Genomic DNA, 18056 nt, shown 5'->3' with positions numbered 1-18056 from the left:
ATGGCCTGCCCCATCCGGGACAGGCCAGATCACACGGTTTATCGCTCCGGTAGCGTGACGTTCAGCTCCAGTACCGAGCAACTCTCGTTGCGGTCCACTTCAACCTGAACCATGTCGTCGCTGATCTGAACGTACTTGCGGATAACCTCAAGCAGCTCCTGCTGAAGCTGGGGCAGGTAATCCGGCTGCTCGCGCTGGCCCCGTTCGTGGGCGACGATGATCTGCAGGCGTTCTTTGGCAACGCTTGCGGATTTGTTTTTCTTGCCCTTGAAATAATCGAGGAAACTCATCCCTTAGCCCCCCTTGAACATCCGTGAGAAGAAACCCTTCTTCTGGGACGTCATGAAACGGTGTTCCCGTTCCTCGCCCAGCAGGCGTGCGACTGCGTCTTCATAGGCCTGGCCGGCATCGCTGTCCTCTTCGAGGATAACGGGCAAGCCCTGGTTGGACGCATTCAGTACAATCTGGCTTTCGGGAATGACACCCAGCAGCGGAATCGCGAGGATCTCCTCCACATCCGCCACGGACAGCATCTCGCCCTTTTCAACCCGGGAGGGGTTGTAGCGGGTCAGAAGCAGGTGTTCCTTGACCGGGTCCTGGCCCATTTCGGCACGGCGGGACTTGCTCTGCAGAATGCCCAGAATGCGGTCCGAATCCCGGACGGAGGATACTTCGGGATTGGTGACCACAATTGCCTCATCGGCATAATACAGCGCCATCAGCGCGCCATGCTCAATGCCAGCGGGGGAGTCGCAGACGATGTAATCGAAGGTCTCGGAAAGCTCGTTGATGACCTTCTCGACACCATCTTTGGTCAGTGCTTCCTTTTCCCGGGTCTGGGAGGCCGGAAGAATGTAGAGGGTATCGACCCGTTTGTCGCGGATCAGGGCCTGGTTCAGGGAGGCTTCGCCCTGGATCACGTTGACGAAGTCGTACACCACGCGACGCTCGCAGTTCATGATCAGGTCCAGATTGCGCAGGCCCACGTCAAAATCGATGACTACTGTCTTGTGGCCCCGCTTGGCAAGGCCGGTGCTGATCGAGGCGCTGGTGGTGGTTTTGCCAACGCCGCCCTTTCCTGAGGTAACGACAATAATTCTAGCCAAGGTTCTGTTCCTGTTTCTCGGTGGATTCGTCGTGTCTGCCGAATTATCCGGTCAAGTTATTGTATTCAGCTCCAATATCAGGCCTTGTCCAGTGGCGTTACCACCAGCAGGTCGTCCCTGAGCTGGATTTGCACAGCGCTTTTCCAGCCATTTTCCTGAAGATCCTCGGAGATTTTATAGTGTCCCGCGATGGACACAAGCTCCGCTTCCAGGGATTGGCAGAAAACCCGTGCGGATTCTGCGCCATGGATGCCGGCCAGCGCCCGCCCCCGCAGGGGGCCGTAAACATGGATGTTGCCTGCCGCAAGCACTTCGGCACCGGCCTGCACCGGCGCCAGAATAACCAGGTCACCTTCCGGTGCGTGGACCTGCTGGCCGGAGCGCACCGGCTGGGAGATGATCTTGGCCGGGGGCGGGTCGCCGGCAGCGCCCGTCGGGGCAGCAACAGCCGCGGTTTCTGCTTCCTCCGCGGCCGCCTGTTCGGCTTCATGGGTGCGATCACGCTGGCCGTTGCCCGGCAGCAAGGCCAGTGCAGCGCCCCGGGCGAGACGGCGCTGGTCGTCGGTGCCACCGCGCACGCCAATCACATGGATGTGGTTACGCCGGCAGGTGCCGATCATCTTGAAAAAATCCAGTTCGCTGTCCAGCCCCTGGTATTTCTCCAGACTGATGATCAGCGGAATGTCCTTGAAGAAGCCGGGGGCCTGGCTGATCTTGTCCCGCAAAACTTCTTCGAACTCGCCGTCGTCAAAATAGTAGAGCTCCAGGGCGGTCATGGACACGCTGGCGCTTTTTAGCTGAAAACCCTGTTTTACCCCGGAGGTGGCGGTATCGCTCATGAAGGCGTCTCTTCCCTGGTCACGTTGTCTGTTGGGTTGGGGCGCTGCCGGAGTGGCACGCCTTCGAATCGGATGCCTGACCACCCGGTGCTGATAAACTGGCGGATGTTGCCATGGCTCTCGCCGGTCGGGTCGTCCAGAACCTGCTGATAGTGCTCGGCAAACAGTTTGAGCGTGTCGACTTCGCTCAGGTTGCAGTACTGGCCAAGGCCAAAGATCCGGCAGGACCCGGCGTTCTCGCCCTCCGCGTTCACCAGCGGGCCGTTGCGGAAGCCGCAGGGCTGGTACTCAAAATGCTCTTCGATCAGCGCCAGGGAGTCTTTGAAGCTGGCATGACCAGCGTCCAGGGATGCCAGGTGGATCCTCACGGCATCATTGACACTCATTATTTATGATCCTGCTTGGGGCCTGTCTGGTAGAGGGCTTTCCAGTCCTCATAGGGCATGCCATAAATCTCCTCACGGGCTTGCGGATCAGAGATTTCGAAACCCCGCTCATCTGCCTCTGCCCGGTACCACTTGGACAGGCAGTTGCGGCAGAAACCCGCGAGGTTCATCAGGTCAATGTTCTGCACATCGGTGTTGTCACGCAGGTGTTTGACCAGGCGACGAAAAGCTGCGGCTTCAATTTCGGTGCGTTCTGCTTCAGGAATCGGGTTGCTCATGGTGGCCTCGCAATGGTTGATGCGCCGGTTGTTGGGGTTCCTGACATTCTCTGCATGTTAGCTTAAGATACAAGGCTGTATAAATGTACAGAAAGTCGACGCGAGCCCCCTGATTATGCCACAACGCAAGATCATCCATGTGGATTGTGACTGCTTCTACGCGGCCGTGGAGATGCGGGACGATCCCAGCCTCCGGGATGTGCCGCTGGCAGTGGGTGGTGATGGTGGCCGGGGCGTGGTAACCACCTGCAATTACAAGGCCCGCGCGTACGGTGTGCGTTCGGCGATGCCCGGCAGCGAAGTGCGACGGCTCTGCCCGGGGCTGGTGACGGTGCCAACAGATATGGGCCAGTATCGGGCGGTCTCACAGCAGGTGATGGCTATCCTGCGGGAACTGACAGACCTGGTGGAACCGCTCTCTCTGGACGAGGCCTTTCTGGACGTCTCCGATGTGACCGATCACAAGGGCAGTGCCACGCTTATGGCTCGCCACCTTCGGGAGAGGGTGCGCCAGGAAGTCGGTATCACTATTTCCGCCGGCGTGGCGCCCAATAAATTTCTCGCAAAGATTGCCAGTGACTGGGAAAAGCCGGACGGGCTGTTCGTGATTCGCCCTGAGGACGTTGGGAGTTTCGTGCAGGCGTTGCCTGTCGAAAAACTGTTCGGAGTGGGGCAGGTGACCGCCTCGAAACTGCATGCTCTGGGGGTCAAGACCTGCGGCGACATGCAGGCGCTCGGGCCCGATGTATTGATTGATCGGTTCGGCAAGCAGGGCTATCGACTCCACGAGATGGCCCACGGCCGGGATGAGCGGGCGGTGGTGGTATCGCGGATTGCCAAGTCGGTAAGCGTGGAACGAACGTTTTCCCAGGATTTGCCAGATATGGCCGCCTGCCAGACCGTCATGGCCTCACTGGTTGCGGATCTCAACCTTCGCCTGTCGCGCAAGGCCCGCCGAAAACCGATCCACAAACTCTTCATCAAGATCCGCTACAGTGATTTTTCAACCCATACCCTTGAGCGGGTTCGTGAGCAGGTCAAAGAGCCGGCTCTGGATGATTATCTGCCACTGCTGGCTGAGCTGGTCACTAACCGGGAGCGGCCGGTGCGGCTGCTGGGTCTTGGTGTGCGTTTCCGCAATGATGATGCGCCGGTTACCCAGTTGCGTCTGTTCGATTAGAAGTGCAGCCAGCTCATGGCCGCGTAACCCATCAGGCCACCGATCAGGGCGCCGGCAGCGACATCGCTGGGGTAGTGCAGGCCGAGCACCACCCTCGATGCCGCCACACTCAACGTAAACGGAAGCACGATGAGAGCCAGCGCCGGTTCCGCCACGGTCAGCATGACCTGAAAGCAGGCAGCGTGCAGCGTGTGGCCGGACGGGAAGCTGTAGCGGTCCAGGGGCGGTGTGCCGCAGTTGATGGCGGGAAAGGATATAAATGGACGTTCACGGATGAGCCAGCGCTTCAGTAACTTGTAGCTGAGGGTGCAGGTGAGGCCGGTCAACGCCATAAGCAGTGCCAGCCCTGGCCCGGATTCCGGTCGGAGAAAGGGGATGAACAGAATCAGTGCGTACCAGAACCAGCCGTCGCCGAGTCGGCTGACCAGTCGGAAATACCCGAGGGCGGGCCGGAACTGAACAGCGCGGTTAATAGACTGGCAGAAAGCGACTTCCCGCTGGTCTGCCAGTTCAAAGAAGCGAGATGCTTTGCTTGTTGATGGCATGGTATCCGGCCTTTGCGGTTTGGTTGAAAACCAGTTGTTCAAATTGTTCGATCTGCGAGTTCCAGTTCTGTTCCAGAGCGTCCAGCCTTGCCTGGGCCCTGATCCGGTTCAGCAAGGTTGGTTGATCGGCCAGGCGGAGAGCGCTGTCGACGTATGCTTCATCCTCGTCCAGAGGCACCTTCATGCCGTTTTCTTCGTGGCGTATGTGTTCGGCTGCGGCGGCGTCGTCAAAGCTGACGACGCCCAGTCCGCTGGCCATTGCCTCCAGCACCACGTTGCCGAAGGTGTCGGTTTTGCTCGGAAACAGGAAGAGGTCGCCTGAGGCGAAATGGCGTGCCAGGTCGTCGCCCCGGCGGGTGCCGCAGAACACGTAATCGGGGTGGCGTTCAGCCAGCTGGCGCCGTAGCGGGCCGTCGCCAACCAGTATGAACCTGGCCTGGGGGTGAAGGCCGCGAATACGTTCGAAGCAGGCAACCGCCATCCGAAGGTTCTTTTCCGGTGCAAGCCGGCCGACATACAGAATGGCGCGGTCATTGGCCTGTAAGCCCCAGGATTCCCGCAGTGCGCTGTCTCGCTTGTGGGGAGTAAAGCGATGACAGTCCACGCCCCGACTCCAGAGGCCGGTCGCCGGAATACCCATGGCGCGGGTTGTCTGCTGCATTTTTCGAGTCGGCACCAGGGTGATGGCCGTGCGGTTGTGGAACCATCGACCGTAGAGGCACAGCAGCCTCTCCAGCATGCCGACGCCATAATAACGGCTGTAACTGTGAAAATTTGTGTGGAAGCCCGAGCTGACCGGAATCCCTATCTGCCTTGCGGCTGTGGTCGCCGCAACGCCCAACGGGCCCTGAGTGGCAACGTAGACGGCATCGGGGCGGTCAGTGGTCAGGAGCTTTTTCAGATGGCCGGTTCGGGCGAGGCCAAAGCGCAGGTCGGCGTACCCGGGTAGCGGCAATCCGGTCACCACATGTTCACGGGAGAAGAGTGCCTCGCCAGCACTGGCAAAGTGGCCTTTGCGCTCATGCTGCTGTCGCGGCCGTATAACCGTTACCCGGTGCCCACGTTGCATCAGCCCCTGGCAAAGCTGCCTGAGCGTGTTTGCCACGCCATTGATTTCCGGCGGAAAAGTCTCCGAAACAATGGTAATGTGTTGTGAGCGCCGGTTGGCCTGCATGGTCTCGGTCACGGTGTTTCCTGTGCTTCCTTTGACATGCCCCTACTATGAAAAGCCGGCATGACAGTTATGCGACACTCCCGTGACATTCCCTTTACCCGTTAACCGAACCGAATCGGAGACGATATGCAAACGCGAAAGCTTGGAAAGACCGATCTCGACGTTACCCTGATTTGCCTGGGCACCATGACCTGGGGGGAGCAGAACACCGAAAAGGAAGCATTTGAACAGCTGGATTACGCAGTCGCCGAGGGTATCAACTTTATTGATGCCGCAGAGATGTACCCTGTGCCGCCCCGGGCGGAAACCCAGGGGCTGACCGAGACCTACCTGGGAAACTGGCTTGCAAGCAGGGGCAACCGCAACGAACTGGTAATTGCGTCGAAAGTGGCGGGACCGGGCAACGGACTGAAGTACCTGCGTAATGGTCCGCGCCTGACCCGGGATCATATTATGGAAGCCTGCGACGCCAGCCTGAAACGCCTGCAGACCGACTACATTGATCTGTACCAGGTGCACTGGCCGGATCGCAGCACGAACTTTTTCGGCAAGCTCGGTTACGAGCACAACCCGGAAGAATCTTTCACGCCGATCGAGGAAACACTCGAAGCGCTGAATGATCTGGTTCGGTCCGGGAAGGTCCGGCACATCGGACTGTCCAATGAGACGCCCTGGGGCACCATGGAGTACCTTCGTCTGTCCGGCGAGAAAGGCTGGCCGAGAGTGGCCAGTATCCAGAATCCCTACAACCTCCTGAATCGTTCATTTGAGGTGGGGATGGCGGAAATTGCCCACCGGGAACAGGCCGGTTTGCTCGCCTACTCACCGCTGGCTTTTGGCATGCTCTCCGGCAAATATCTGGGCGGCAAGTGGCCTGAAAAAGCCAGAATGACCCTGTATGAGCGTTTCAGTCGCTACACCGGCAGTCGTGGCATGGATGCCACCCAGGCCTATGTTGAGCTGGCTCGGCAGAACGGATTGTCTCCGGTCCAGATGGCGCTGGCTTACGTGAACAGCCGTAGCTTTGTGACCAGCAATATCATCGGAGCAACATCCATGGAGCAGCTGCGGGAAAACATAGGGTCCGCAAAGGTCACCCTGAGCCCCGAGGTACTGGAAGCGATAGAGGCCATTCATCAGGAATTCACCTACCCCTGCCCCTGAGCCCGCCGGCTTGGTTGGCTTGAACCCCCGGCTGAGAGGCGCTGGCCGGGGGTGCTGTTACAGTCTGAAATATCGGGGATCATAAATTGACAAAAAGATGCTGATGCCGTGACAAAAAGTCGGCGTCTTTGTGTGCAGATTCACATTTTTCCGGCTCTTAATCATTAGACTTAAGCCTAAGGTATCCGTAGACTCCCGTGTCGGAAAAAAGGTCTCAGGCAGTGTCATGATTATTCGAATCTTTGTTGCGTTACTCGCTCTCAATCTTGTTGCTTTCGTCGTTCGCGCCGAAGCATCCGAGCGCGTCTTCGAACAGGTCGAAAGCAAGACAGCCAGCGAGCAGATTTTCGAAATCCAGGAACGGGTTTCCGGTGATTTTGACGAGGACAGTTCCGATGCGTTTGCCGAAATCGGTTCCCGCCTGCTGAGCCTTACCTTCACCCGTTCGAAGCACTCCGGCAAGCATTATGCGTCAGATCCGGCCCAGGCCGACCATGGCATTGCGCTCCTGAACGAGGGTGCCTGCCTGAACCTGAAGTGGAACTTCTGAACCCCGCAATTCCCCGCACCCGGCAGTATCATCAAACCCCAGAATCATGATCTGGCGCATTGTCTGTGCCCGATGCTCGTGTGATCATCTCCGTTAACATGCTGATTAGCCAATAAGGAGCTTGGTAATGGCGGGTGATAGAGGGCAGTTATCAAATGATGTGAACGCCTGTGTTGACGAGGTGATTCGCCGGGTTGGCAAGGAGATTACTCTCGGTTTGCCGCTCGGGCTCGGAAAACCGGTTCGCTTTGTTAATGCGCTATACCAGCGGGCGAAAGACGATCCGGAAATCAGCCTGCACATTGTTACGGCACTGTCGCTGCTGGCGCCAAAGGGCGGCTCCTCGCTGGAAAAGCGTTTCATGGGGCCTTTTGTTGAGCGCCTCTATGGCCGGATTCCTGAACTGGCCTATGCCAAGGATGTATCGGCAAACCGTCTTCCTGAGAATGTTCAGGTCTCGGAGTTTTTCTTCAAAGCCGGCAGTTATCTGAACAATCGTTCCCAGCAGCGGCATTACGTGTGTACCAACTATACTCATGCCGTTCGCGATCTGATGGCGGTGGGTGTCAATGTCGTCGCCCAGATGGTGTCGCCGGGCGAGGCCCATGGGCAGCCCGGCCAGGTCAGTCTGAGCTGCAACCCGGATCTGACGCTGGACCTGATTCCCCTGCTCCGTGAGCGCGAGGCGGCTGGCACGCCGGTGGCGCTGGTGGCCGAGATGAACCAGAACCTTCCCTGGTTTGGCCATCATGCGGCGATTGAAGCAGACCGGTTCGATGTCTTGCTTGATCAGCCTTCGGGAGACTATCCGCTGTTCTCAGCGCCCCAGATGTCGGTCAGCCCGGAAGACCACCTGATCGGATTCTACGCCAGTAACCTCCTGAAGGACGGCGGTACGCTCCAGGTTGGCATCGGCTCACTGGGCGCGGCCCTGGTCCACAGTGCCATTCTCAGACACAGTCACAATAAGGCCTGGCGGCAGGTGTTTGACCATCTCCAGGTTGATCAGCATTTCCCCGTCGTTCGCGAGGACGGTGGCACCGGCCCCTTCGAGGAGGGGCTTTATGGCTGTAGTGAAATGATGGTGGATGGTTTCCTGTACCTGATGCAGGAAGGCATCCTTACCCGCGAGGTATACGATCACGCCGGTCTGCAGACATTGATCAATCGCGGTGATATTCCCAGCGAAGTGTCTCTCGCAACCCTCGATGTCCTGCGGCGCGAAAAGCTTATTGATAGCCCGTTGCGGGCAAAGGATGTTCATTGGCTGGTCCAGCACGGCATCTTTAAAGAAGCTGTCGAGTTCAAGGGCGGCCGGTTACGTATTGGTGATCAGTCGGTCGAGGGTGATCTGGACAATCCGGAGGCCCGGCAGGCCATCCAAACCCTCATCCTCGGGGAACGGCTGACTGGCGGTATCGCCATGCACGGCGGTTTTTACGTTGGTCCCGAGCAGTTTTACCAGTACCTCAGGGAAATGACCGACGAGCAGCGTGCAAAAATCTGCATGACCAGCGTGAACTTCATCAACCACCTGTATGACCACCGGTTCGGAGACCAGAAGCTGAAAGCGGCGCAGCGCGTTCATGGCCGGTTCATCAATTCGGCTATGATGTACACCCTCAACGGTGCTGGCGTATCGGATGGTCTTGAAGATGGTCGTGTGGTCAGTGGCGTCGGTGGCCAGTACAACTTCGTTGCCATGGCTCACGAGCTGCCGGGCGCACGTTCGATCCTGTCGCTGCGCAGCACCCGGTCATCCCAGGGCAAGGTACTGTCCAATATCGTGTTCAATTATGGTCATTGCACCATACCCCGCCATCTGCGGGACATAGTCATTACCGAGTACGGGATTGCCGATCTGAGAGGGCAGTCCGACGAGCAGGTTTTCCTGAGGCTGATCCGCATTGCCGACTCCCGGTTCCAGCAGGAGCTTCTGAAAAAAGCCCAGAAGGCGGGCAAGGTGGATCCTGCGTTCAAGCTGCCTGCCGACTGGTGTAACAATACCCCGCAAGCCATCCGTCGTGCCGTTGCGGCTGCGGGAGATGCCAGCCTGTTCCCTCCGTTCCCGTTTGGCAGGGACTTTACCGATGAGGAGCTGACGTTGGGGAAAGCCCTTAAGGGGCTCAAGGCCGCAACGGCCACTCGCCGTGGTAAACTGTCCACTCTGTTACAGGCCCTCCGGGCCCGGGATGACGAAGGCCGTTACGGGTCCCTGCTTGAGCGCATGGGCCTGAGTAACCCTTCAGGATTGCGGGACAAGCTGGATCAGCGACTGGTTATTCATGGCCTGCAACAGCTCGAAACACCACCGGATACAGGAAACTCGAAAACCTGATGACAGCTTCACAAGCAAGACCCGACGTTTTTACCGTTCACTATGTTTTGAAGAACAAGATCGGCGAGCTGGTTGATACTTCCGAAGGCAGTGAGCCCCTGCACTTCGTCTATGGCAGTCCCGAGATTATTGAAGGGATCCAACAGGCGGTGAAAGACCGCAACGTGGGCGATTGCCTGGAGGTAACGGTGCCGCCGGCCATGGCGTACGGTGAGCACAAGCCCGAGCTGGTGCGCAAGGTGCCACGTTCACTGTTCGAAGGCATCGAGAACCTGCAGATTGGCATGAAGTTCCAGACCAACACGGGCGATGAAGCGCAGATCGTGCAGGTTGTCGGGATTGATGGCAACCTGGTTAAGGTGGACGCCAATCACCCATTGGCGGGCTTTACCCTGTACTTTGATCTGGAGATCGTTGGCCGCCGTGAAGCGACGGAAGATGAGGTAGCCCAGGGTCGTCCCCTGTTCTGAGGCACTCGGTTGCCGGTCTGTCGTATTCACCACGGTATATTCGGGTCAGTCCTTCCAGAACGGTCTCTCTCAGGCTGGCGGCGAACTCTCCGGCCGGTATCTTTTCCGACGGGTGTAAAGGTTCGTGGAAGACTACGTCGACCCGGGCAGAAGGCTGGGCTAGCATCCGCAACAAATGGTGGTGGAACTCATCATCCTCAATGAAGGGAGCCAGATGGTCGGGTCGGCCTTCCCGGCGATAGGCAATGGTGATCGGCTGTACCGGCGTTCTGCTCTCTGGAGCGGCCTTGAGCAACAGGCCATGGAACGGCAATACCGTCAGACCTGCGCTGGTGGTTCCTTCCGGGTAGACCAGGACATTCTCTTCAGCCTGCAAGTTCTCAATAATCTGGTCCCGAACGCGGCGGGCCTGACCGCCTCCCCGCCGGATGAAAAGCGTGCCGGCCTGTCGTGCCAGCCAGCCTATGACCGGCCATTGGCCAACCTCGGCTTTCGACAGGAACCGGATCGGTGCCAGGCTCCCCAGAATCGGAATATCTGACCAACTGATGTGGTTGCTGACGAACAGAACGGTATCGTCTGAGGGTGAGCCATGCTGGTGTATACGCAGTCCCAGGCACCGGCAGGCCCACCGGAAACAGAATCTGGCCCAGGGTGTCCGATCGATGGCTTTGCGGGTAACCACTTCACTGACCCTCAAACCGGCGGCCAGCATCGTGGTGGCTGCCAGAAAAGCCATAAAGGCAGTGATCCGAACGCAGAGTCTCAGCCAGCTCATCTCACAGACTCCCGTCTTCAGGATGCCGAGCGCATGAAGTGCCGGCTGTAGCGGCCGGCCAGTTTGCTGACCTCCAGCACAACCAACAGGTCGGCACAGCGAAAATCCGGATCCCAGCAGGGCTCACCGCAGACACGGGCACCAAGACGCATGTAGGCTCGGATCAGCGCAGGAACGTCCACCGGTCGATCGCTGTCCCGGGTGTGGGTCAGATGCGGCATCGCGCGAAGTGGCTTTACCAGAAAGGCCGGATCGGCCAGGTACTCGTTCTGGAGGTGGCGGGCGATGCGCCAGGCTTTCAGGCCTCCGTCAGACATGCCGATGCTCGCGCAGCCAATCATGTAGTCAACACCGCGCTCAACCAGATATTCGGCCACTGCCGACCAGAGCAGGCTGATGGTCGCGCCATTGCGATAATCCGGGTGAACACAAGTGCGCCCCAGCTCGGCTATGGTGCCAGGGAGTCTCTCCAGGGCGCTCAGGTCGAACTCCCCGGCCGAATAAAAGCCGCCAACGGCTGCCGTGTCTGCCTGATGCAGGATTCGCGTGGTCGCTACCAGCTCGCCGGAATCCAGGTCGGTTACGACCAGGTGGTCACACACGGTGTCGAACTCGTCGGCGTCGATGCCTGGCGTCTGTGCGCCCAGGTCGCTGCCATACTCTTCCGAAAACACCCGGTAACGCAGTCGCTGGGCTGCTTCGACCTGTCTGGGGCACCGGGTCATGTCGGTTTTCAGGCGACGGGCGCTGCGGCGGGCTTTCGCGGTTTGTGTGGTCATGGCGTCGTCTCTTTTGTTTCCATTTCCCGACAAGCCTATGAAGCCGGTATGACACATCGGTGACCACCAGGTGACGTGTCTGTGACATCGGGGTCCGATTGGCGGTTACGGGAGCTCTGTCACAGGGTGTAACGAAGCAGCGGTTCCATGTATATTTCTGAATAGCATGTATAATTGCTGTTACAGCAGGTTGCCTGTATCGTCAGGTACACAGAATGACCTGAAACCGGAATAACAAAACCAGAGATGGATGGCGTGGAACAGACAAACGAAAGTTGGCGAATTCTGATTGTCGAGGACGACGAGCGGTTGGCGGAGTTAACCCGCGAATACCTTGAAAGCAACGGGTTGACCGTCTCCCTGGAAACTCATGGTGGTGCCGCGGTAGAGCGGATCCGTAACGAGCAGCCGGATCTGGTGGTTCTGGATCTCATGTTGCCTGGCGAGGATGGGCTTTCCATTTGCCGACGGGTGCGCCCCTTCTTTTCCGGTCCGATCATCATGTTGACTGCCCGAACCGACGATCTGGACCAGGTCCTGGGTCTGGAAATGGGTGCCGATGACTATATTGGCAAACCGGTCAAACCCCGGGTGCTGCTGGCACGGATTCGCGCCATGCTGCGTCGGGTGACCGAAACCGGCTCGGGGTCGGCGGACGAGGCAGGGGGCGAAGAACCGGTGCGCCTCCAGTTCAATGATCTGGTTGTCGACCGCTCCATGCGGGAGGCCTGGCTGAGTGAAGAAAGCATTGATCTGACCAGCGCCGAATTTGATTTGCTCTGGTTGCTCGCCAGCAACGCGGGCCGCGTGCTTAGCCGGGAAGAAATCTTCACCGCCTTGCGTGGTATTGAATACGATGGTCAGGATCGATCCATTGATGTTCGCGTTTCCCGGATTCGACCCAAGATTGGCGATGACCCCATCCATCCGCGACGCATCAAGACCGTTCGTAGTAAAGGCTACCTGTTCGTAAAGGAAGCCTGATGATTCAGTCTCTGGAGCCGGTGTGCCATTCGCCCGCATACCGGTGTTCCATGCCAGGGTTGGTACCATGCCCCTGAAGTTCTTCCTCAAGCTTTATGCCCGCCTTGCCGGCCTGACCGCGCTGGTTGTTTTTTTATGTGTCCTGCTGTTCACCGGGATCAACTCGGTGCGCTCCCAATTCTGGCATGAACGCTTCCCCGAGCCACTGATGCGCTGGCTGGCTGCGGCCCCGGCACCATTACAGCAATACCACTGGCTGAGTTCGGCGGTTGATCTTCGCATGGGGGCTGCTTCCCGTTTCAACCTGTCACCGGTGGCTCTGGAGCGACTTGGCTACGGCCAGGTGGTTGGCATCGACAGTGACGTAGGGTATCGGGTTCTGGTAACCGGACTGAGCGGAGAAATCCTGCAGCTGCGTCTGAACGAGCCCTACCGGGATGTGTCAGAAACCATTGGGTTGATTTTCCGGTGGCATCTTGATTCAGCCTCTGCGGATGACCGTCTCAATGTTGCCTCGCAAATGGCCCGTTCTCTCAATGTCGAAGTGCAGACCCTGGACGACGCCGACCTGCTGCCGGACTCTGACGTTCTGGACCAGGTCGCCGAGCGGGGCCTTGCCTTCTACACCGACGAATCAGACGGTTGCGGACGGGTGATCGTTCAGCTATCCGACGGTGAGTTGTACCGGATTGACATGCCCGCGGGGTTTGATCCCTGGGCCTGGCCGGTTGTCCTGCTGCTGGTCCTGGTGCTTGGCGGGGTTTTGGCCGTTGCCGTTTTCCTCGCGCTCCGGGAAGTGGACAGCAATCTCAGAACCGTTGAGTCGGTAGCGGTTCGAATCGCACGTGGAGAAATGAGCGCCCGGGTCCAGGCGGGCGAGGGAACGCTGGTAACCCGTCTGGCCTCGTCATTCAACGGCATGGCCGAACACATACAGCGCCTGGTGCAGGTGCAGCGGGAAATGATCCACGCGGTTTCGCACGAATTGCGCACTCCCGTGGCCCGTATCCGCTTTGGCGTCCAGATGATCGAGGACTGCCAGGACGAGGCTGCCCTGCAAAGGCAACTGGACGGTATTGATGGCGATATCCAGGAACTGGACGAGCTGATTGATGAGATCCTGACCTATGCGCGGCTGGAGCAGGGCGGCCCGGTTTTCTCGCTGCAGGAAACATCGGTAACCGACATTGTCCGCCAGGTGGTCTCTGAGCAGCAGATGGTCCGGCCCGAGCTGAGTATCGAAGGCAACATTGATGAGGTCTCGGAACGTTGGGCGCTGTCGGATATTGAGCCTCGCTACCTGCATCGGGCGATCCAGAATCTGGTAGGCAACGCGGGACGCTACGCGGCTGGCAAGGTGCTGGTGAGCTGTCATTTCGACGAGGACAACTGTCGCGTTGACGTTGAAGACGATGGCCCCGGCATTCCCGAGGAAGACTGGGAGAAAGTGTTTACTGCGTTTGCCCGACTGGACGACAGCCGTACCCGAACCTCCGGCGGCTACGGCCTGGGTTTGTCTATTGTTCGCCGGATTCTCTACTGGCACGGAGGGCACGCCTTCGTCAGCAGGAGCGACACGCTTGGCGGTGCAAAATTCAGCCTGGTCTGGCCCAGAAAAAAACCGGTGGACTCCATTGTGTGAGCCAGACCCCATCGCCTCACCTGATGTAACAAAGCAGCTACACAAGCACTACTGAAGTTTTTGGCGGGCCGGTCAATACTGCAAAGCGTAAGGGATGACTTTTGAGGTTGTAGTTCTTACGAACTTTCCTTGTTTCATTCGTCATTTGAGGGCCGGTTTTCCGGCCCTTTTTTTATGCCTGCTCCCAAATTCCATATCGGTCACCCTTTCCCGTCTGCTCTGCTGTTAGAATTCCGGGAAACAAAAGGAGGCCGTCCATGACCCGTTATCTGCTTGCCATCGACCAGGGCACAACCAGTTCCCGTGCTATTGTTTTTGATCAAACGGGCAACAGCGTTGCAACCGATCAGCAGGAATTTCACCAGTATTTCCCGAAAGATGGCTGGGTGGAGCACGATGCTCGGGAAATCTGGGACAGCACTCTGGCGGTGTGTCGCGGCGCGCTCGACAAAGCGGGTATCGACGCCTCGGAGCTGGCGGGTATTGGTATCACCAATCAGCGGGAAACCACGGTGATTTGGGACCGCGCAACCGGCGAGCCGATCTACCACGCTATTGTCTGGCAGGACCGTCGAACCGCGTCCTGGTGTACCAAGCTGAAATCAGACGGCCATGAGGACACGGTTGTTGAACGAACCGGGCTGCTAATTGATCCCTACTTTTCGGCCACCAAGATAGCCTGGATTCTCGATAACGTGGAGGGCGCCCGCGCCCGGGCCGAATCCGGTGCACTGGCTTTTGGAACGGTGGACAGTTGGCTGCTCTGGAACCTGACGAACGGAAAATCCCACTGCACCGATGCCACCAATGCCTCGAGAACGGCTCTTTTCAATATTCACAAGCAGGACTGGGACGACGATCTTCTGGCCCTGTTTCGCGTGCCGCGGGCCTTGCTGCCGGAAGTACTCGATAGCGCCGCAGACTATGGCACCGCCGAAGTACAGTGGTTGGGCGCGCCAGTTATGATTGCCGGCATTGCAGGGGATCAGCACGCGGCTCTCGTGGGGCAGGCCTGCTTTTACCCGGGCATGGCCAAGAGCACTTACGGCACCGGCTGTTTTCTCATGCTCAATACGGGCGATAAGGCCGTTCGGTCCGAAAATCGGTTGCTGACCACCATGGCCTATCGGCTAAACGGCAAGCCCTGTTACGCGGTAGAAGGAAGTATTTTTGTTGCCGGTGCTGCCATGCAGTGGTTGAGGGACGGGCTCAAGCTGATTGCCCACGCCAATGAATCTTCCGCCCATGCGGAGGCGGTCGGAGTCGACAATCCGGTTTACCTGGTTCCGGCGTTTACCGGCCTGGGAGCCCCTCATTGGGATCCTCATGCTCGCGGCGCCATCATGGGCCTGACGCGGGATACGGGCATTGGCGAGATCGTTACCGCCGGCCTGCAGTCGGTCTGCTATCAGACCAAGGACCTGGTGCGGGCGATCCAGAACGACGGCGCCCGACTTGAATCGCTGCGCGTGGATGGCGGTATGGTGGTGAACGACTGGGTGATGAAGTTCCTGGCCGACATACTGAATGTCACCGTTGACCGGCCCCGGGTTACAGAGACAACCGCTCTCGGAGCTGCCTACCTTGCGGGACTACAGACAGGTATTTTTGACAACCTTGAGCAGATCTCCGCGCTCTGGGAATGCGAGCGGCAGTTCCATCCGGAAATGCGCCCGGCTTTGCGAGAATCTCTCTACGCTGGCTGGCTGGATGCTGTCGAGCGCGTCTGCAACAACTGAATCTCTCAATCAACTGGTGCGTTCGAAGGCAATCAGGTGATCCGCCTCGACACGCACCGGCACATGCTCACCCAGGTTGAAATCCAGGTGACTGCGGAACAGGGCTTCGAACTCTGTGTCTTCGGAACACCGGAAACGGTAGAGCGTGGAAGTGCCGGCAAAGGTTTTCTCAACCACCTTTGGCTGCAGATCCGAGTCGGGGTCATGAACGATGTCATCGGGCCGGATCAGAACGTCTACCAGGGTGCCGGGTTCCCATTTGTAGGCCCGGTTGCCGTGGATCACGCCGAGCTCGGATTCAATAGTATCCGGCCCCAGGGCGGTGCCGGGGACGAATCCGCCCTGACCCACGAAGCTGGCAACGAAACGATTTGCCGGTTCATGGTAGAGGTTGTAGGGCACGTCCCACTGCTGGATCCTGCCGTCCCGCAACACAGCGACCTGATCGCACATGGCGAAGGCTTCCTGCTGGTCGTGGGTAACCAGAATGGCGCTGATGCCGAGCGTCTTCAGGATTTCGCGAACATCCAGGCTCAGCCGACGGCGCAGATCCGCGTCCAGATTGGAAAACGGCTCATCCAGCAAAATCAGCGTGGGCTCGGGTGCCAGGGCGCGGGCCAGGGCAACGCGCTGCTGCTGGCCGCCAGACAGTTCATGGGGATAGTTGTCGGCCAGATCCTGCAGATGCACGACATTCAGTAGTTCCATGACCTTCTGCCGTTTCTCTGCCTTGTTCAGATTCCGCAGACCGAACCCCACGTTGTCAGCGATAGTCAGGTGCGGAAACAGGGCGTAATCCTGGAACACCATGCCGATCCGACGCTTTTCCGGGGGCAGGGTGCGTCCGGGCAGGCTGATGGCCTGGGACTGCAGCGAAATCTCGCCACCACTCAGTGGAAGAAAACCGGCGAGGGCGCGCAGTATGGTACTTTTGCCGCAGCCGCTCGGGCCAAGCAGGCAGCCGATGTCGCCATGGCTCAGGGCAAAGCTGACATCCTTGACCACAGAATCCCCGCCGTAGCCGCAGGACAGGTTATTGACCTCGAGCAGCCAGTCTGCCGGAGATTGTGCGGTTGTGCTCATGGAATCAGTCCAGCCGGTTCAGGATGAGAAATTCGAGCAGTGCCTTCTGGGCGTGCAGGCGGTTCTCGGCCTCGTCCCAGACCACGGAGGCAGGATGCTCCATCATGTCCGCCGATATTTCCTCACCACGGTGAGCCGGGAGGCAATGCATGAACAGCACATCCTTATCGGCCACAGAGAGCAGCCCGGGATTGATCTGATAGCCACTGAACGCCCTTTCACGGGCTTTCTGCTCGTCTTCCTGGCCCATGGAAGCCCAGACGTCGGTCACCAGGAGCTGGGCGTTTCGGGCCGCCTCGGCCGGCTCCCGGAACACCTTGACCCGGTCTTCGTGGCCCTTGAGCATTGATTCTGCCGGCTCGTAGCCCTCAGGACAGGCGATGTTCAGGTTGAAATCGAACTGTGCGGCGGCATTGATGTAGGAGTGGCACATGTTGTTGCCATCGCCGATCCAGGCAACGGTAGCGCCGCGAATACTGCCGCGGTGTTCCCGGAATGTTTGCATATCGGCCAGCAATTGGCATGGGTGAAAGTCATCGGTCAGCGCATTGATCACCGGCACCCGTGATGCAGCCGCGAAGCGCTCCACGGTTTCATGGGCAAAGGTGCGGATCATCACCGCATCAACCATGCTGGAGATAACGATAGCCGAGTCTTCTATCGGCTCGCCCCGGCCAAGCTGGGTATCCCGTGGCGACAGGAACATTGCGGAGCCGCCGAGCTGGGTCATGCCGGCTTCAAAAGAAACCCGGGTTCGCGTTGATGATTTTTCGAAGATCATCGCAAGGACACGGTTCTTGAGGGAGTCCCGAACCTTCCCTTGCCGCCACTCGTTGCGCAATGCTGTGGCATGATCAACCAGGCTTTCCAGCTCGTTGGTTGTCATGTCATTCAATGTCAGAAAATGTCGTGCCGCCATGCAATGGCCCTTATCTCACCGAACCCCGCTGCTGGCGGGATTGCCTGAACGTTGGCTGAAAAAATGGGGCATCAAGTCTAGCCCTTCGGAGCAGGTATGACA

19 protein-coding genes are annotated in these 18056 nt (G+C 58.6%); 8 read left to right on the top strand and 11 right to left on the bottom strand.

Annotated elements, in window-relative coordinates; genetic code table 11:
* Nucleotides 1-38: 38 nt before the first annotated feature.
* The 5 genes from minE to AC13E3_RS17955 all read right to left on the bottom strand — a co-directional run bounded on the left by minE (nt 39) and on the right by AC13E3_RS17955 (nt 2609).
* Nucleotides 39-290 carry a cell division topological specificity factor MinE gene (gene minE, locus AC13E3_RS17975; RefSeq protein ID WP_064227083.1) on the bottom strand — a complete coding sequence of 84 codons (252 nt, stop codon included), beginning with the start codon at nt 288-290 and terminating at the stop codon, nt 39-41.
* Between the two features lie 3 nt (nt 291-293).
* The gene (minD, locus tag AC13E3_RS17970) at nt 294-1106 is read right to left on the bottom strand and encodes a septum site-determining protein MinD (protein WP_064227084.1); all 813 of its coding nucleotides are present in this window, start codon (nt 1104-1106) and stop codon (nt 294-296) included.
* Nucleotides 1107-1183: 77 nt separating this feature from the next.
* Nucleotides 1184-1945, bottom strand: a complete 762-nt coding sequence (minC, locus tag AC13E3_RS17965; RefSeq protein ID WP_482902317.1) for a septum site-determining protein MinC — start codon at nt 1943-1945, stop codon at nt 1184-1186.
* A complete protein-coding gene (locus AC13E3_RS17960; RefSeq protein WP_482902316.1) occupies nt 1942-2331 on the bottom strand; it encodes a HopJ type III effector protein in 390 nt (129 codons plus the stop codon). Before AC13E3_RS17960 ends, minC begins: the two co-directional genes overlap by 4 nt.
* Complete coding sequence (locus tag AC13E3_RS17955; RefSeq protein ID WP_008176293.1) at nt 2331-2609, bottom strand: DUF1244 domain-containing protein; 279 nt, start codon at nt 2607-2609, stop codon at nt 2331-2333. Before AC13E3_RS17955 ends, AC13E3_RS17960 begins: the two co-directional genes overlap by 1 nt.
* Nucleotides 2610-2724: 115 nt before the next feature.
* On the opposite strand from AC13E3_RS17955, the gene dinB reads away from it, so the two are divergent.
* A complete protein-coding gene (gene dinB, locus AC13E3_RS17950) occupies nt 2725-3789 on the top strand; it encodes a DNA polymerase IV (RefSeq protein WP_482902315.1) in 1065 nt (354 codons plus the stop codon).
* On the opposite strand, the gene AC13E3_RS17945 is transcribed toward dinB, so the two are convergent.
* A complete protein-coding gene (locus AC13E3_RS17945) occupies nt 3786-4334 on the bottom strand; it encodes a phosphatase PAP2 family protein (protein WP_062785572.1) in 549 nt (182 codons plus the stop codon). The two genes, dinB and AC13E3_RS17945, sit on opposite strands and share 4 nt — an antisense overlap.
* Complete coding sequence (locus AC13E3_RS17940) at nt 4300-5508, bottom strand: glycosyltransferase family 4 protein (RefSeq protein WP_008176287.1); 1209 nt, start codon at nt 5506-5508, stop codon at nt 4300-4302. The genes AC13E3_RS17945 and AC13E3_RS17940 overlap by 35 nt, the downstream gene beginning before the upstream one ends.
* Nucleotides 5509-5634: 126 nt before the next feature.
* Here AC13E3_RS17940 and AC13E3_RS17935 point away from each other — a divergent pair, with 126 nt between their 5' ends.
* The 4 genes from AC13E3_RS17935 (at nt 5635) to AC13E3_RS17920 (ending at nt 10030) form a co-directional block, all read left to right on the top strand.
* The gene (locus AC13E3_RS17935) at nt 5635-6672 is read left to right on the top strand and encodes an NADP(H)-dependent aldo-keto reductase (protein ID WP_008176285.1); all 1038 of its coding nucleotides are present in this window, start codon (nt 5635-5637) and stop codon (nt 6670-6672) included.
* Nucleotides 6673-6898: 226 nt separating this feature from the next.
* A complete protein-coding gene (locus AC13E3_RS17930; RefSeq protein ID WP_008176283.1) occupies nt 6899-7222 on the top strand; it encodes a hypothetical protein in 324 nt (107 codons plus the stop codon).
* Nucleotides 7223-7349: 127 nt separating this feature from the next.
* Nucleotides 7350-9560: an acetyl-CoA hydrolase/transferase C-terminal domain-containing protein gene (locus tag AC13E3_RS17925; protein WP_482902314.1), complete on the top strand. Its 2211-nt coding sequence runs from the start codon at nt 7350-7352 to the stop codon at nt 9558-9560.
* A complete protein-coding gene (locus AC13E3_RS17920) occupies nt 9560-10030 on the top strand; it encodes an FKBP-type peptidyl-prolyl cis-trans isomerase (RefSeq protein ID WP_008176279.1) in 471 nt (156 codons plus the stop codon). Before AC13E3_RS17925 ends, AC13E3_RS17920 begins: the two co-directional genes overlap by 1 nt.
* Here AC13E3_RS17920 and AC13E3_RS17915 read toward each other — a convergent pair.
* Entirely contained in the window at nt 9948-10808 is an 861-nt protein-coding gene (locus AC13E3_RS17915; RefSeq protein ID WP_075267665.1) for a lysophospholipid acyltransferase family protein, read from the bottom strand. The two genes, AC13E3_RS17920 and AC13E3_RS17915, sit on opposite strands and share 83 nt — an antisense overlap.
* Before the next feature lie 17 nt (nt 10809-10825).
* Entirely contained in the window at nt 10826-11587 is a 762-nt protein-coding gene (locus tag AC13E3_RS17910; RefSeq protein ID WP_053114618.1) for a GNAT family N-acetyltransferase, read from the bottom strand.
* A 246-nt stretch (nt 11588-11833) separates the two neighbouring features.
* Between AC13E3_RS17910 and AC13E3_RS17905 the strand changes: the two genes are divergently transcribed.
* The 3 genes from AC13E3_RS17905 (at nt 11834) to glpK (ending at nt 15952) form a co-directional block, all read left to right on the top strand.
* Entirely contained in the window at nt 11834-12571 is a 738-nt protein-coding gene (locus AC13E3_RS17905; RefSeq protein ID WP_014576254.1) for a response regulator, read from the top strand.
* Between the two features lie 22 nt (nt 12572-12593).
* Nucleotides 12594-14213, top strand: coding sequence for an ATP-binding protein (locus tag AC13E3_RS17900; protein ID WP_273156355.1), 1620 nt, complete (start codon nt 12594-12596; stop codon nt 14211-14213).
* A gap of 257 nt (nt 14214-14470) precedes the next feature.
* Nucleotides 14471-15952 (top strand): glycerol kinase GlpK, encoded by a 1482-nt coding sequence (glpK, locus tag AC13E3_RS17895; protein WP_008176268.1) that lies wholly within the window; start codon nt 14471-14473, stop codon nt 15950-15952.
* A 9-nt stretch (nt 15953-15961) separates the two neighbouring features.
* Here glpK and AC13E3_RS17890 read toward each other — a convergent pair whose 3' ends face one another.
* Together AC13E3_RS17890 and argF are read right to left on the bottom strand one after the other, a co-directional pair.
* Complete coding sequence (locus AC13E3_RS17890) at nt 15962-17035, bottom strand: ABC transporter ATP-binding protein (RefSeq protein ID WP_008176266.1); 1074 nt, start codon at nt 17033-17035, stop codon at nt 15962-15964.
* Between the two features lie 4 nt (nt 17036-17039).
* Nucleotides 17040-17954: an ornithine carbamoyltransferase gene (argF, locus tag AC13E3_RS17885; RefSeq protein WP_008176263.1), complete on the bottom strand. Its 915-nt coding sequence runs from the start codon at nt 17952-17954 to the stop codon at nt 17040-17042.
* Between the last annotated feature and the right edge of the window lie 102 nt (nt 17955-18056).

It is taken from the genome of Marinobacter sp. L-80 (assembly GCF_056859395.1).
The sequence above is the reverse complement of the archived record's forward strand: the minus strand, read 5'-3'. Positions and strand labels throughout refer to the sequence as shown.